This window comes from Rhodanobacter caeni, from assembly GCF_039523575.1.
Classification (GTDB): domain Bacteria; phylum Pseudomonadota; class Gammaproteobacteria; order Xanthomonadales; family Rhodanobacteraceae; genus Rhodanobacter; species Rhodanobacter caeni.
The window spans coordinates 548,017-561,773 of record NZ_BAAAFO010000003.1 but is presented as its reverse complement, the minus strand read 5'-3'; the positions used below and the strand labels follow the sequence as shown (position 1 = coordinate 561,773).

At 67.8% G+C, this 13,757-nt stretch carries 18 protein-coding genes; 9 read left to right on the top strand and 9 right to left on the bottom strand.

Annotated elements, in window-relative coordinates:
• Positions 1-4: 4 nt before the first annotated feature.
• The 5 genes from ABD017_RS11155 to ABD017_RS11135 all read left to right on the top strand — a co-directional run bounded on the left by ABD017_RS11155 (position 5) and on the right by ABD017_RS11135 (position 4,189).
• The gene (locus tag ABD017_RS11155) at positions 5-871 is read left to right on the top strand and encodes a CheR family methyltransferase (RefSeq protein ID WP_425543734.1); all 867 of its coding nucleotides are present in this window, start codon (positions 5-7) and stop codon (positions 869-871) included.
• On the top strand, positions 868-1,515 hold the full coding sequence (gene cheD, locus ABD017_RS11150; protein WP_343882823.1) for a chemoreceptor glutamine deamidase CheD: 648 nt from the start codon (positions 868-870) through the stop codon (positions 1,513-1,515). The genes ABD017_RS11155 and cheD overlap by 4 nt, the downstream gene beginning before the upstream one ends.
• A gap of 80 nt (positions 1,516-1,595) precedes the next feature.
• Complete coding sequence (locus ABD017_RS11145; RefSeq protein WP_343882822.1) at positions 1,596-2,678, top strand: protein-glutamate methylesterase/protein-glutamine glutaminase; 1,083 nt, start codon at positions 1,596-1,598, stop codon at positions 2,676-2,678.
• Between the two features lie 25 nt (positions 2,679-2,703).
• Positions 2,704-3,882 carry a methyl-accepting chemotaxis protein gene (locus tag ABD017_RS11140; protein WP_343882821.1) on the top strand — a complete coding sequence of 393 codons (1,179 nt, stop codon included), beginning with the start codon at positions 2,704-2,706 and terminating at the stop codon, positions 3,880-3,882.
• Between the two features lie 10 nt (positions 3,883-3,892).
• Positions 3,893-4,189: an STAS domain-containing protein gene (locus ABD017_RS11135; protein ID WP_343882820.1), complete on the top strand. Its 297-nt coding sequence runs from the start codon at positions 3,893-3,895 to the stop codon at positions 4,187-4,189.
• A gap of 115 nt (positions 4,190-4,304) precedes the next feature.
• On the opposite strand, the gene ABD017_RS11130 is transcribed toward ABD017_RS11135, so the two are convergent.
• The 5 genes from ABD017_RS11130 to ABD017_RS11110 form a co-directional block, all read right to left on the bottom strand.
• Positions 4,305-4,667, bottom strand: a complete 363-nt coding sequence (locus ABD017_RS11130; RefSeq protein ID WP_343882819.1) for a hypothetical protein — start codon at positions 4,665-4,667, stop codon at positions 4,305-4,307.
• A gap of 264 nt (positions 4,668-4,931) precedes the next feature.
• Positions 4,932-5,288, bottom strand: coding sequence for a hypothetical protein (locus tag ABD017_RS11125; RefSeq protein WP_343882818.1), 357 nt, complete (start codon positions 5,286-5,288; stop codon positions 4,932-4,934).
• An 85-nt stretch (positions 5,289-5,373) separates the two neighbouring features.
• Positions 5,374-5,958: an NUDIX hydrolase gene (locus ABD017_RS11120; RefSeq protein ID WP_343882817.1), complete on the bottom strand. Its 585-nt coding sequence runs from the start codon at positions 5,956-5,958 to the stop codon at positions 5,374-5,376.
• A 217-nt stretch (positions 5,959-6,175) separates the two neighbouring features.
• Positions 6,176-7,063: a 5'-3' exonuclease gene (locus ABD017_RS11115; RefSeq protein ID WP_343882816.1), complete on the bottom strand. Its 888-nt coding sequence runs from the start codon at positions 7,061-7,063 to the stop codon at positions 6,176-6,178.
• A 13-nt stretch (positions 7,064-7,076) separates the two neighbouring features.
• Positions 7,077-7,646: a nitroreductase family protein gene (locus ABD017_RS11110; RefSeq protein ID WP_343882815.1), complete on the bottom strand. Its 570-nt coding sequence runs from the start codon at positions 7,644-7,646 to the stop codon at positions 7,077-7,079.
• A gap of 264 nt (positions 7,647-7,910) precedes the next feature.
• Here ABD017_RS11110 and ABD017_RS11105 point away from each other — a divergent pair, with 264 nt between their 5' ends.
• Positions 7,911-9,011: an NAD(P) transhydrogenase subunit alpha gene (locus ABD017_RS11105; RefSeq protein ID WP_343882814.1), complete on the top strand. Its 1,101-nt coding sequence runs from the start codon at positions 7,911-7,913 to the stop codon at positions 9,009-9,011.
• 54 nt (positions 9,012-9,065) lie between these two features.
• Here ABD017_RS11105 and ABD017_RS11100 read toward each other — a convergent pair whose 3' ends face one another.
• The 3 genes from ABD017_RS11100 to ABD017_RS11090 are packed head-to-tail and all read right to left on the bottom strand — an operon-like array spanning position 9,066 to position 10,612.
• Positions 9,066-9,596, bottom strand: a complete 531-nt coding sequence (locus tag ABD017_RS11100) for a DUF3106 domain-containing protein (protein ID WP_343882813.1) — start codon at positions 9,594-9,596, stop codon at positions 9,066-9,068.
• A gap of 3 nt (positions 9,597-9,599) precedes the next feature.
• Positions 9,600-10,034, bottom strand: a complete 435-nt coding sequence (locus ABD017_RS11095; RefSeq protein WP_343882812.1) for a hypothetical protein — start codon at positions 10,032-10,034, stop codon at positions 9,600-9,602.
• Positions 10,031-10,612 carry an RNA polymerase sigma factor gene (locus ABD017_RS11090; RefSeq protein WP_343883100.1) on the bottom strand — a complete coding sequence of 194 codons (582 nt, stop codon included), beginning with the start codon at positions 10,610-10,612 and terminating at the stop codon, positions 10,031-10,033. Before ABD017_RS11090 ends, ABD017_RS11095 begins: the two co-directional genes overlap by 4 nt.
• 135 nt (positions 10,613-10,747) lie before the next feature.
• Between ABD017_RS11090 and ABD017_RS11085 the strand changes: the two genes are divergently transcribed.
• Entirely contained in the window at positions 10,748-11,056 is a 309-nt protein-coding gene (locus ABD017_RS11085; protein ID WP_343882811.1) for an NAD(P) transhydrogenase subunit alpha part 2, read from the top strand.
• The gene (locus ABD017_RS11080) at positions 11,053-12,468 is read left to right on the top strand and encodes an NAD(P)(+) transhydrogenase (Re/Si-specific) subunit beta (RefSeq protein WP_343882810.1); all 1,416 of its coding nucleotides are present in this window, start codon (positions 11,053-11,055) and stop codon (positions 12,466-12,468) included. Before ABD017_RS11085 ends, ABD017_RS11080 begins: the two co-directional genes overlap by 4 nt.
• A gap of 50 nt (positions 12,469-12,518) precedes the next feature.
• Here ABD017_RS11080 and ABD017_RS11075 read toward each other — a convergent pair whose 3' ends face one another.
• Positions 12,519-12,959, bottom strand: a complete 441-nt coding sequence (locus ABD017_RS11075; protein ID WP_343882809.1) for a hypothetical protein — start codon at positions 12,957-12,959, stop codon at positions 12,519-12,521.
• Positions 12,960-13,166: 207 nt separating this feature from the next.
• On the opposite strand from ABD017_RS11075, the gene sufT reads away from it, so the two are divergent.
• Positions 13,167-13,724 (top strand): putative Fe-S cluster assembly protein SufT, encoded by a 558-nt coding sequence (sufT, locus tag ABD017_RS11070; protein ID WP_343882808.1) that lies wholly within the window; start codon positions 13,167-13,169, stop codon positions 13,722-13,724.
• Positions 13,725-13,757: the final 33 nt, after the last annotated feature.

The following is a 13,757-nucleotide window of genomic DNA, read 5'->3' as shown; positions in this document are numbered from 1 at the left end:
CGTGCTGTCCGCCCAGGCGACTGTCGATCCGGCTGTGGCGGGCGGCCCCGTGCTGCAGAGCGCGGAGTTCGAATTCCTGCGCCGCTTCGTGCTGGAGCATTGCGGCATCTCGCTGGGTGACCACAAGCATCAACTGGTGCAGGGCCGCCTGCTGCGGCGGCTTCGCGCACTGGGTCTGAAGAGCTTTGCCCAGTATTGCGACATGTTGCGGCATGACCCGGCCGCCGAACTGGGCGAACTGGCCAGTGCCATCAGCACCAACGTCACCAGCTTTTTCCGCGAGGTACATCACTACGAACTGCTGGAAAACGAGCTGCTGCCGGCGTGGCTGGCACACAAGCAGCGTGCCGGCGACCGCCTGCGGATCTGGTCGGCCGGTTGTTCCAGCGGCGAGGAGCCCTACGCGCTGGCGATGGTGCTGGCCGAGGCGCTCGCGCGCACCAACAGCACGCTGGATGCGAAGATCCTGGCCACCGACCTCTCGCCGCAGGCGCTCGCCACCGCCCGCAAGGGCGTCTATCCGCTGGACCGCATCGGCGGCATCAGCGCGGAGCGTTGCCGACGCTGGCTGCTGCGCGGTGCCGGCGAGTACGAAGGCCTGGTCAGCGTGCATCCGCAGTTGCGCGAGCTGGTGACGATCCAGCCGCTGAACCTCCTGCACGACTGGCCCATGAGCGGGCCGTTCGATGCCATTTTCTGCCGCAACGTGGTGATCTATTTCGATCAGCCCACCAAGCAGCGCCTGTTCCGCCGCTACGCGCAGCTGTTGCCCGTGGGCGGCTACCTTTTCCTCGGCCATTCCGAATCGTTGCATGGCATCAACGACGATTTCGAACTGATCGGGCGCACCGTCTACCGGAAGCGCGGATGACTATTTCAACCCTGGCCAAACCACCGGCGATCCAACCGCGCGCGCTCCCCGGTTTCGAGCACCTGCGCCGCTACTGGGACCCGGCCAGCGCCTGCATGACGGTGAAGGTCCTGCCTGGCGAACTGTACGTCAGCACGCAGGAGGAGCTGGTCACCACCGTGCTCGGGTCGTGCGTATCGGCCTGCATTCACGATCCGCGCCGGGGCATCGGCGGCATGAACCATTTCATGCTGCCCGAGCCGCTGGGCGAGCGTGACGGCTGGTCGTCCACCATCAGCCGCGCGGCGCGCTACGGCAGCGACGCGATGGAGCAGTTGATCAACGGCGTGCTCAATGCTGGCGGCCAGCGGGCCGACCTGCAGGTGAAGATTTTCGGCGGCGGCCGGGTGCTGGCCCAGCTCAGCGACGTGGGGCAGCGCAACATAGAGTTCGTGCAGCGTTACATCGCGACCGAGAAGCTCAACCTGTGCGCCTCCGACCTGGGCGACATCTATCCCCGGCAGGTGCAGTTCTACCCGCAAAGCGGCCGCGTGCGGGTGCGCCAGTTGCGCCGCCGCGACGACGTGGCGCTGGTGGCCGACGAGCGCGGTTACCTCAAGCGTTTGGCAAATGATCCGATAAAGGGTGAGGTCGAGCTGTTCTGACGGCCGCGACGGCAGGCACGCGGATCGATTGTGCTGTCGCATGCGACAGGTTCGGGTTACACGGCAAGGTGATGGACAACATGGAAAGAGTGCGTGTTCTGGTGGTCGACGATTCAGCATTGGTGCGCAAGCTGATGTCGACCATGCTTGCCTGCGATCCGGCGATCGAAGTGGTCGGCACCGCCGCCGATCCGTTGATCGCGCGCGAGAAGATCAAGCAGCTGGACCCGCACGTGCTCACGCTGGACGTCGAGATGCCGCGCATGGATGGCCTCACCTTCCTGGAAAACCTGATGCGGCTGCGGCCGATGCCGGTGGTGATGGTGTCGTCGCTGACCGTCGAGGGCGCCGATGTGACCTTGCGCGCGCTGGAGCTGGGCGCGGTGGATTTCTTCGCCAAGCCCGACAGCGACCTGGCCAGCCGTTTCGGCGAAGGCGCGCAGGAGATCTGTCACAAGGTGAAGATGGCCGCCACCACGCGGCCGCGCGCCCGCACCGCCGTGCGCAAGCTGGACGTGCCGCCGCGGCTGTCGGCCGACGCCGTGCTGCCGCGGGCGCAGACCGCGGGAACCCGCGGCGGCAGTCCGATCATCGCGGTGGGCGCGTCCACCGGCGGCACCGAAGCGGTGCGCGTGCTGCTGGAGGCGATGCCGCCGGATGCGCCGCCGATCCTGGTGACCCAGCACATCCCGGCGGCGTTCAGCGGCCCGTTCGCGGCGCGCATGGACCGTTGCTCGGCGATGCGCGTGTGCGAGGCCCGCGACGGCCAGCCGATCCAGACCGGCCACGTCTACATCGCGCCGGGCAGCCACCACCTGCTGGTGATGTGGGACGGCGCCCGCTACGTCTGCCGCCTGCACGACGGCCCGCCGGTGAACCGGCACAAGCCCAGCGTGGACGTGCTGTTCCGTTCGCTGGCCGCCAGCGCGGGCGCGGCCACCGTCGCCGTGCTGCTCACCGGCATGGGCGACGACGGTGCGCGCGGCCTGCTGGAACTGCAGCAGGCCGGCGCCACCACCCTGGTGCAGGATGAAGAAAGCTCGGTCGTCTGGGGCATGCCCGGCGCGGCCTGGAAGCTCGGCGCGGCAAGCGAGATGCAGCCGCTGGACCACATTGCCGCGCGCCTGCTCACGCTGGCGCGTCAAATTCACGTAAGCGCCTAGCGCGCCGACTTGCGGATCGCCACTCATGCTTTTCACTGCCCCCAACCTCACCAAATATCCCGTCTACGGCGGGCTGGCCAGCGCGGTCGCGCTGCTGTTCGCGCTGTTCCTGCATGAGGCCTGGCTGGCGCCGCTGCTGATCGTGCTGCTCACCATCGTGTGGATCATCGAAAGCCGCCCGCGCGAGGCCGAGCCCGTACCCGCGGTGGCCGCCGCCAACGTCGAGCCGGTGCGCGAGGCGCTGGATGACATGCGCGGCGCGCTGGTGGACGAACTGGGCCATGCCACCCGCGAACTGCACCAGGGCCTGGACCTGCTGCGCGATGCCGTGCTCGAGCTGGGCGGCGGTTTCGACGGCCTGTCCAACAAGACCGCACTGCAGCAGTCGCTGCTGAAGCAGATCATCAACGGCCAGGACGGCGGCGTCTCGGTGCAGGATTTCGCCGCGCGCACCGCCGACCTGCTGCAGCATTTTGTCAGCATGATTGTGCAGATGTCGCGCGAGAGCCTGCGCATCGTCTACCGCATCGACGGCATGGCCAAGGAGATGGACGCCGTGTTCGGCCTGCTGCGCAACGTCAACACCATTGCCGAGGAGACCAACCTGCTGGCGCTGAACGCCGCGATCGAGGCGGCACGCGCGGGTGAATCCGGCCGCGGTTTCGCGGTGGTCGCTGGCGAAATCCGCAACCTGGCCAGCAACTCCAACCAGTTCAACGAGCAGATCGGCAGCCACGTCGAGCGCGCCCGTGCCGCGATGGAGCAACTGCGCGGACTGGTGGGCACCATGGCCTCGCAGGACCTCAACGTGGCGCTGTCGGCCAAGGGTGGCATCGACGCCATGATGGCCCACGTCACCGAGACCGATGCGCGCACCAGCGCCGTGGCCGACCAGGTGGTGGAAATCAGCCGCGGCCTGGGCAGCGACGTGTCCACCACCGTCCGTTCGCTGCAGTTCGAGGACATCCTCAGCCAGCTGATCAACCAGACCCGCACGCGCTTGACCGAACTGCAGGAAATCACCGCCGAGTGCACCCGCGACATCGAAGAGCTGGCCTGCGGGCCGGACGATGCCGAGGTGTTGCAGGCGCACGCGCAGCGACTGCGCAGCCGCCTGGCCGTCCAGCGCGAGAAGGCCCGCCTGCGCTCGCGCGGCCCGGCCTTGCAGAGCTCGATGGACGCCGGCGAGATCGAGCTATTCTGAGGAACCCACCATGATCGTCCACCACGACAGCGACAACGATTGCCTCACCCTGCAATTGGGCGAGCGCTTCGACTTCAGCATCCACCGCGAATTCCACGACGCCTGTCTGCGCAACGGCGCCGCGCGCAGTTACGTCATCGACTTCAGCGAAGTGAACAGCATGGACAGCTCCGCCCTGGGCATGCTGCTGCTGCTGCGCGAGCATGCGGGCGCGGACAAGGCCGATATCCGCATCGTCAACGCCGACGCCGAGCTTCGCGGCACCCTGCGCGTGGCTGGCTTCGACAAGCTGTTCGTGCTGCATTGAGCACGCTGCCGGCCGAGGCCGGCAGCCCTCCGCCAGCATCCGGCCGGGCCGGGCGTCAGGCAGAAAAAAGGCTCCCTTCGGAGCCTTTTTTCTGCCTGCAGGTGAGTGGCGCCGCTTACCAGATGCGGACGTCCGTGATGGTGGCGGTGAAAGCGCTCATGCCGTCCTTGTAGCGGAACAGGCGGCCCACGTCGAAGTGGACCCGGTCGCCCGCCGGCACGTTGCCGGTGCCCGCAGGCCACACGTCCTTGCTCTGCAGCACGGTGCCCTTGTCGTCCTTGATGTCGATGCGGATCTGGCCGGCGGCCGCTTCGGCGCAATGGTTGACCAGGTCGCCGCGCAGGGTGATGCGGGTGGATGAGCCCACGCTGGCCAGGCCCGGCGTGAAATTCTCGATCGCGAAATCCTTGATGGTGCAGCCGGCTTGGGCGCCCATGGGCAGCAACAGCAGGAGCGTGGCGGCGATTAGTGTTTTCATTGGTGAATATCCATCCCTACAAAGCCGATACAAGTCGATATGTCCCTGATCGGCCACCTCCGGGAATTCTTTAGCCACGCCCGCGAGAGCGCATGCCGCGCGTCGATGCCGGCACGCGGTTTCACCGGATTCGGGCACGGCAACGCCGCCCGGCGCGGAGGCCCGGCAGCGGTTTTCCTGGGTGGAAGCCGGCGCGCCGCAGCGCGTGCCGGCAGGGGTTTCGCGTGGAAGGCCGCCGCAGGCGGCGGCGATCCGGGACCGTGCTTACCAGGCGCGCACGTCGACGATGCTGACCGTGTAGGTCTCCATCGCCGGCTGGTAGCGGAACAGGCGGCCGAGGTCGAACTTGGCGGTTTCGCCCGGTGCGATGTTGGACGTGCCGGCCGGCCAGCCTTCCTTGCTCGCCAGGACCTTGCCGCTGGCGTCCTTCGCCTCGATCCGAATCTGGGCCGCCGACGGGGTGGCGCAGTGATTGGCCAGCTCGCCGGCCAGGCGCAGGCGCGTGGACGAGCCGCCGGGGACTTCCGGCTTGAACGAGGTGATGGCGAAATCGGTGGGTGCGCAGGCATTGGCGGCCAGCGGCGACAACAACAGCAAGGCGGAAGCAAGCAGGATTTTCATGGGGACGGTTCCATTCGTGTGGGGGAAGCCGATGTGGTTCGGCATACCCATGGCGGCATCCTGGCGAAAATCTTTAGCTGTTTTTTCACAATTTGTGGCGTTGCCCGCCTATCGCAGGGTGGTCGATGAACCACAGCCCGGCAAACAGCTTCGGATCGATCGAATAACCCTCGGCGGCCCGCGCGAACAGCCACGCGCCGGCGTCGCGCCGCGGAACCTCGTGGACGATGATGTTCTCCGTCTCGTCACCACCGCCGGGGCCGACTTTTTCCAGCTCCCACGCGCGCACGAAGGCGATCATCTCGGTACTCATGCCCGAGGACGACGGCCCGGTGTGGATGAACTCCACACGGCGGCAGCGGTAGCCGGTTTCCTCCTCCAGCTCCCGCCGGGCAGCCAGCATCGCATCTTCGTCGCCCTGGTCCGGCAGATCGCCGACCAGGCCGGCGGGCATCTCGATGGTGTTCTGCAGGATCGACACCCGGTATTGCTCGACGAACAGCACCTTGTCCTCCGGCGTCACCGCCAGGATGATCACCGCGCCGCCGGGATTGTTGCGCTCGGCGTATTCCCAGCGGCCGCGCTTGCGCAGGCTGAGCCAGCGGCCCTCGCACAGGGTTTCCACGGGAGCGTGCGCGTCGGCGGGCACGTTTTCAGCGGGTTTGTTCATGGTTGTCGCCAGTCAAAAGGATGCCGCCATGGTGATACCGCGCGGCGCGGGCAACAACCGCGGCATCAGAGTCTGTGAAGAAAACCACTTCCTGTGGTTTTCTTCTATCGCGCGTCCGGTACATGCCCGGACGCGCTCACGCGAATCAATCACTTGCGTGACCGATCCGCGTCCGGCCATCCATGGCCGGACTGAGAGGTTGAAAAATCACAACCTCTCAACGCAGCAGGGCGCGCAGGCGGCTGCGGGTGAAGGCGCCGAAACGCAGCTGTTCGCACAGCGCGTCCAGTACGGCCGGATCGGCCGGCCGCCGCTGCAGCGCGTCGGTGGTGGTGATGCCCGGTGCGTCCAGCGCGATCCGCGTGAGGCGGCGGTAGGTGCGCGCGTTCTCCGCGTGCTCGCGCAGCTTGATGGCGCAGTTGGACGCGCCGCGCAAGCGCAGGAAAGCCACCTCGTCGATGCGGTCGAGCAGGCTGTCGAGGCTGCCGAAATGGGCGAGCAGGGCGGCCGCGGTCTTGGCGCCCACGCCGGGCACGCCGGGGATGTTGTCGATCGCGTCGCCGCACAGCGCCAGGTAGTCGGCCACCTGGTGCGGGTGCACGCCCAGCCTTTCGTGCACGCCGGCCGGGCCCCAGCGCAGGTTGTGCGCGTAATCCCATTGTTCGTCGTGCTCGCCCAGCAGCTGGCCGAAATCCTTGTCCGCCGACACGATGATGCTGCGCCAGCCCTGCATGCGCAGGTTCCAGGCGGTGCTGCCGATCAGGTCGTCGGCTTCGTAGGCGTGGTCGATCATCAGGCAGACGCCGAGCGCCTCGGTCACCGCGCGGCACTGCACGAACTGGCGCTCCAGCGACGGCGGCGGCAGTTCGCGGTTGGCCTTGTAGGCGGGGTAGATCGCGTTGCGGAACGAGCTGGTCAGCGAGGCGTCGAAGGCCACCGCGATGTGCTCGGGTTGCGCCCGCTCCAGCAGCTCGCACAGGAAGCGGGTGAAACCGTGCACCGCGTTGATCGACTGCCCGTCGGCATCGAAGAACTCGTCCGGCATGGAATGCCAGGCGCGAAAGACATAAAGGCTGCCATCCACCAGGTGGACGGCGGACGGCATCACGCTGTCCAATTCACGCCTTCCATGTGCTGAGCAGGTCGTCCAGCGCGGGTCGGTCGCGATCGGCGACATCCACCTGCGGCGTGCCGATATGGACGAAGCCGATCACCTGTTCGTTGTCGGCCAGGCCCAGGATGGCGGCGACGTCGCGGTCGTAGGCGGCCCAACCGGTGAGCCACTGTGCGCCGAAACCCAGCGCATAGGCGCCCAGCAGCAGGTTGTGCGCCACGCAGCCGGCGGACAGCTGCTGCTCGATGACGGGCACCTTGGCCTGCGTGTCGAGGCACGCCACCACCACGATCACCAGCGGCGCAAACAGGTAGCGGCGCCGGTCCTTGTCCAGCTTGGCGTCGGAGATGTCCGGCTGCCGGGCGAGCGACAGCGCCACCAGCTTTTCGCCGAACCGCAGCTTGGCCTCGCCCTGCAACCTGATCAGGCGGAAAGGCACCAGCTTGCCGTGGTCGGGTACCCGGATCGCCGCCTGCAGCAGGGCGCGCAAGGTCGCTTCGTCCGGCGCCGGCTCGCCCAGTTGGGGCGCCGGCACGGAATGGCGCTGTTGCAGCAGGGTCAACTCGGAAGGCATGGGGGAGAACCGGCGATGGGGAGCGCTCATGCTAGGAGCCGGGGCGCGGGAAACCAAGAGGAGGGAGTGAATAGGAGTGAGTGGAGAGGAGTGAGGAGTGAGAGAAGGCACGTCGTCGCCGCGTGCCGCTCTCCCTCACTCCTCACTCCTCTCCACTCACTCCTCATCCCCCGCCCATTCCGGCCCGGTCGCGCGCCTCGTGCCAGGCAAATGCGCCCATGAGTCACGCTAAGATAACCCCAACTCTCCAGCAGGGACCGTCCGATGTCGATGACCGTAGCCGCCTTGTGTGAAACCGCCGCAGGGGAACGACGCGTGGCGCTGACGCCGGAGATGGCGAAGAAATGGCGGGCCAGGGGCGTGCGGGTCCTGCTGCAGCATGACGCGGGGCGCGCCGCCGGTTTTCCCGATGCGGCCTATGCGGACGTGGAGTTCGCCGATGCCGCCGCAGTGCTGGCGCAGGCGGATCTGCTCCTTTGCGTATTGCCGCCCGACGACGCGGTGCTGGCGCAGTTGCGCCCGGGCAGCGTGGTCGTCGGCCAGTTGCATCCGCACGGCGCGTCTGCGCGCATCGCGCAACTGGCCGAGGGAAAGCTGACCGCCTTCTCGCTGGAGTTGCTGCCGCGAACCACGCGCGCACAGGCGATGGACGTGCTCAGTTCGCAGGCGGCGGTGGCGGGTTATCGCGCCATGCTGATCGCGGCCGAGGCCTCGCCGAAATTCTTTCCGATGCTGACCACCGCCGCCGGCACCATCCGGCCGTCCAAGGTGCTGGTGATCGGCGCCGGCGTGGCGGGGTTGCAGGCGATTGCCACGGCGCGCCGGCTGGGCGCGCAAACGGAAGGCTACGACGTGCGCCCGGAAACCCGTGAACAGGTGGAGTCGCTGGGCGCGAAATTCCTGGAGCTGGGCGTCAGTGCCGCGGGCAGCGGTGGTTATGCGCGCGAGCTGTCGGCCGAGGAACGCGCGGCGCAGCAACAGGCATTGGCCGAGCATCTCAAATCCATCGACGTGATCGTGACCACCGCCGCGGTGCCGGGCCGACCGGCGCCGAAGATCCTCAGCGCGGCGATGGTCCAGGGCATGAAACCCGGAGCGTTGATCGTGGATCTGGCGGCCGAAGGCGGCGGCAACTGCGAGCTGACCCGGCCGGGCCAGCGCGTGGAGCATGCCGGCGTGGTGATCCTGGGGCCGCTCAACCTGGCGGCCGGCGCGCCGTTGCACGCCTCGGAAATGTATGCGCGCAACGTGTTCAACTTCGGCGAATTGCTGTTGCGCGACGGCGCGCTGGCGCCGGATTTCGAGGATGAGCTGGTAGCCAAAAGCTGCGTGAGCCATGCCGGCGAGGCCCGCTTCGCCGGTTGAGCGGCTTGCCCCACGTGCTTCGTTGACGCGACGTGGCCCCGGTTTCTGCCGCCGTCACAGGGGATGCGCAGGCGGCGGTGTCTGCGGTGGCGGGTGGTGCGGCGGCGGGGGCGCGTGCATGGGCTCGCGCCACTCCAGCCGCTGCTGCGGCGTCAGCGCGCGCCATTGGCGAATGAGGCGTTCGCGCTGCGGCGGCGGCAGGCTCTGGAACCGCTCGAACGTGGCGTGCAGCTGTTCGCGCTGCTCGCGCGGCAGCTTGTGGAACTCGCGCATGTTGGCGCGCGCCTGGCGACGCTGTTCGGGCGTCATCTGCTGCCAGCGCTCGATGCGCTGGCGGATTTCCGCGCGCTTTTCAGGCGGGAGCGTGGCCCAGTGTTCGGCGCGATGGAGCATGTGCGCCCGTTTGCGCGCCGGCAGGGTATCCCACTCGTGCTGCAGCGGCGCCAGCACGTCGCGCTGGGCGGCGGAAAGGCTGCTCCAGGACGGCGGGGGGGCGCCTGCGTCGTCCGGCGGGGGGGCGGCGAAGGCCTGGCCGAGCGCGCCGGCCAGCAGCAGGGAGAGTGCGATGCGGAGTAGTGGTTTCATGACTCAGCGCGTCGTCGGGTGGCGATCGGCGGATGCCAGCCAGGTGTAGAAATCCAGGTTCTGGTAGAGCACCGGATCGGTCTTGTCGGCATCCGGCGGCAATTCGTTGTCGAGGTCGGTGGCCGTGTCGACGGCAACCGCCGGCCTGCCGCCGCTGTGCGGCAACGGCTGCCACAGCATCAGGGACGCCAATGCGATCACGGCAACCGCGCCGGACGGAATCAGCCAGCGGCTGACCTGGCGCGATGGCTTGTCCGCCGCCTCAAGCGCCTGCCTGCGGGCGGCGCGCAAGCGCCCGGCGGTGGCCGGGTCGACGCGTCGGCCGGCTTCGCGGTAGAGCTCGCGGGCGCGCTGTTGCAGCCGTTGGTCGGACAGCTCGCCCGGTAGGCCGCCGGATCGATCACCAGGCCGAGTGGACTCGGTGTCGGGCATGTTCATCGCCAGTTCTCCAGTTGGTCGCGCAGCGTGTGCATGGCGCGCGACAGATGGGTTTTCACGCTGCCTTCGCTGCAGCCCATGGCTGCAGCCGTTTCCTTGCCGTCGAGACCTTCCAGCATGCGCAGCATGAACGCTTCGCGCTGGCGCCTGGGCAAAGTGTTCAGCGCGGCGGCCAGGTCGGCGTAGGACTGCACGTCGTGCAGCCGGTCCAGCGGGTCGGGGCTGTCGTCGGCGGGCTCCCATGCCGGCAGTTCGTCGCCGTCCCTGTCGTGGCCGCCGCCGAGCCAGCCCACCACGATCGAGCGCACCTTGCGCCGCCGCTGCAGGTCGACCACCCGCCGCCGCAGGATGCCCCAGAACAGTGGCGCCCATTCCGTGGCGGGCTTGTCGCGGTAATGCCGCACCAGCCGCAGCATGGCGTCCTGCACCGCGTCCATGGCGTCTTCGCGGTGGCGCAGCTGCATTTCCGCCATGCGGAACGCGCGGCGCTCGACCTGCGCCAGGAACGCGTCCAAGGTGGCCGGCGTCGCTTCTTCAAGCGCGATGTCCGAGCCAAGCGCGTCGACCGCGCTGTTCATGGCCGTCGCGCCCGTCGCGTCGCGTGCTGCATTTTCGGGCTCCATCGTTCGACTCCATGCTTGAACGCGGCAAGCTCGCGCCGGTTGACGGACAACCGTATGATGCGGGAACCAAGTTCCTGACAGGGTGGGGTCATGATCGACGGTTTCCTGGCACTTTACATCTTCATGCTGGCCGCGTTCTGCGGCTACGAGATCATCGCGCGGGTGCCGGTGATCCTGCATACGCCGCTGATGTCCGGCTCCAACTTCATCCACGGCATCGTGCTGGTGGGCGCGATGATCGCGCTGGGCCACGCGCAGACCCCGTTCGAGGTGACGGTCGGCTTCGTGGGCGTGCTGCTGGGCGCCGGCAATGCGGCCGGCGGTTACGTGGTGACCGAGCGGATGCTGGAGATGTTCAAGTCCAGCAAGCCGGGCGCCGGCAAGGGAGAGCGCGGATGAGCCTGCTGCCGACCCTCATCAAGGCCTGCTATTTCCTCGCGGCGCTGCTGTTCATCCTGGGCCTGAAACGCATGAGCTCGCCGCGCACCGCGCGCGGCGGCATCGTGTGGGCCGGCGTGGGCATGCTGCTGGCGGTGCTGGCCACGTTCTTCCTGCCGGACATGCACAACCGCGGGCTGATCGTTGCCGCGGTGCTGATCGGCGTCAGCGCCGCGTGGTGGACCGGCCGCCGCGTGGCGATGACGGCGATGCCGCAGATGGTGGCGCTGTACAACGGCATGGGCGGCGGCGCGGCGGCGGCGATCGGCGCGGTCGAGCTGATCGGCTATGCGCGCGCGCTGGCCCTGGTCGATACGATGCAGGGCGCGCCGCTGCTCTCGCCGGTGGAGCTTTCGCTGGGCGTGCTGGGCGCGCTGATCGGCGCGGTGAGCTTTTCCGGTTCGCTGGTGGCGTTCGCCAAGCTGCAGGGGTGGATGGACAAGCGCTTCGTGTTTCCCGGCCAGCGCGTGGTGAACCTGCTGCTGCTGGCGGCGGCCGTCGTGGTGGGCGTGCTGCTGGCGTCCGGCCACGTCAGCGGGCCGCTGGTGGCGCTGTTCTTCGTGCTGGCACTGCTGTTCGGCCTGCTGATGACGCTGCCGATCGGCGGCGCCGACATGCCGGTGGTGATCTCGCTGTACAACGCGTTCACCGGCCTGGCCGTGTCATTCGAGGGTTTCGTGCTGGGCAACGAGGCGATGATCATCGCCGGCATGGTGGTCGGCGCGGCCGGCACCTTGCTGACCCAGTTGATGGCCAAGGCGATGAACCGCTCGATCGGCAACGTGCTGTTCGGCAGTTTCGGCGCGGCGGGCGGCGAGGCGCAGGCGATCGGTGGCGCGCAGAAGCCGGTCGAGGCCAGCGACGCGGCGGTGATGATGGCCTACGCCGAGCGCGTGGTGATCGTGCCCGGCTACGGCATGGCGGTGGCGCAGGCGCAGCACAAGGTGTGGGAGTTCGCCCAGTTGCTGATCAAGCGCGGGGTGAAGGTGAAGTTCGCGATCCACCCCGTGGCCGGGCGCATGCCCGGACACATGAACGTGCTGCTGGCCGAGGCCGGCGTGCCGTACGACCTGATCGCCGACATGGACGAGATCAATCCCGAATTCGCCGCCACCGACGTGGCGCTGGTGATCGGCGCCAACGACGTGGTGAACCCGCTGGCGAAAACCGATCCGGCCTCGCCCATCTACGGCATGCCGATCCTCGACGTCAGCGCGGCGAAACACGTGATCGTGATCAAGCGCGGCAAGGGCACGGGTTTTGCCGGCATCGAGAACGCGCTGTTCTACGCCGACAACACGCGCATGCTGTACGGCGACGGCCAGGCCGCCGCGGGCCAGCTGGTGAACGAGCTGAAATCGCTCGACGACTGAGATCGCTTGCCGAGGAAGCCCGGCAGCGGGCCTCTTCGCGGGCTCGGGATTCAGTCGTGCCGGGCGCCCCGTCGAGCAGGACGTCCCGCCAGCGCCGCGCCCACCACGGCGGCGGCCAGGTACCAGCCGGCGTCCACTGCCGAGAAACCCAGCCGCGCCAGCTGCAGCAACATGCCGGTGCCGGCCGTGCGCAAGGCCTCGACGATGCCCATGCCCATGTTGGCCGCAATCAGTGCGCCGGCCATCAGCAGGTTGACGTACAGTGCTGCCAGCAGCGCCGCCATCGCGGCAAGCGCCGCGGCGTAGCCGCCTGGCGAATGCACCCAGTGCCTTATGGTCCAGGCCAGCACCACCGCAAACGGCAAGGCCAGCCACGATGTGGCATGGCCGGCGTAAAGCGCGGCCACCATCCACAGGGCACCGGCCGCGAATCCCAGCATGGCCGCACAGACCAGTGCGAAGACCGCGCGGGCAACCGAATGCACGCTCATGAAGGCGACAGGCCCGAAAGAATGGCGATCATGGTGGTTCCCCGGATAAAGCGTCGATCATAACGCGAGCACAAGGCGCGCATGCCCGCACGCCGCCGCTTTACTGGCGCACGCTTGATCTGGAACAAGCAGCCCGCAGCGGCCGGCGGCATAATAGAGGGCCGGCGCGGTATCTTGTCGCGCCCATTGATCCGGGTTATGAGTGGCATGAGCGGTTTCAGTCTGAGCAGCGAACCTTTCACCCTGTTGCGCGATTGCAACGCGGTCATGGTGCCGCAGGGTGAGGTGATCACCTTGCCGGCAGGCCAGATCGGCTACATCACACAGGCGCTAGGCGGCAGTTTCACGGTCTACGTCGACGGCAACCTGTTTCGCATTGCCGGCGACGATGCCGATGCGCTGGGCAAGCAGCCGCCGGAGCCCATCGAAGTGGCTGCCGACGCCACCGACGAAGACGTGGAGAAACTGGCGTGGGATCAGTTGCGCACCGTGTTCGACCCGGAAATCCCGGTGAACGTGGTCGACCTGGGGCTGGTCTATGACCTCAGCCTGGAGCAGACCGCCGAAGGCCAGCGCAAGGTCTACGTGAAACTCACTTTGACAGCGCCGGGCTGCGGCATGGGCGACATCCTGGTGGACGACGCACGGACCAAGCTGGAGATGATCCCCACCATCGTCGAGGCTGACGTGGACCTGGTGTTCGATCCGCCATGGAGCCACTCGATGATGTCGGACGCCGCGAAACTCGAAACCGGCATGCTCTGACTCGGCCGCGCGGTCATGGCGACCCGGCCAAAC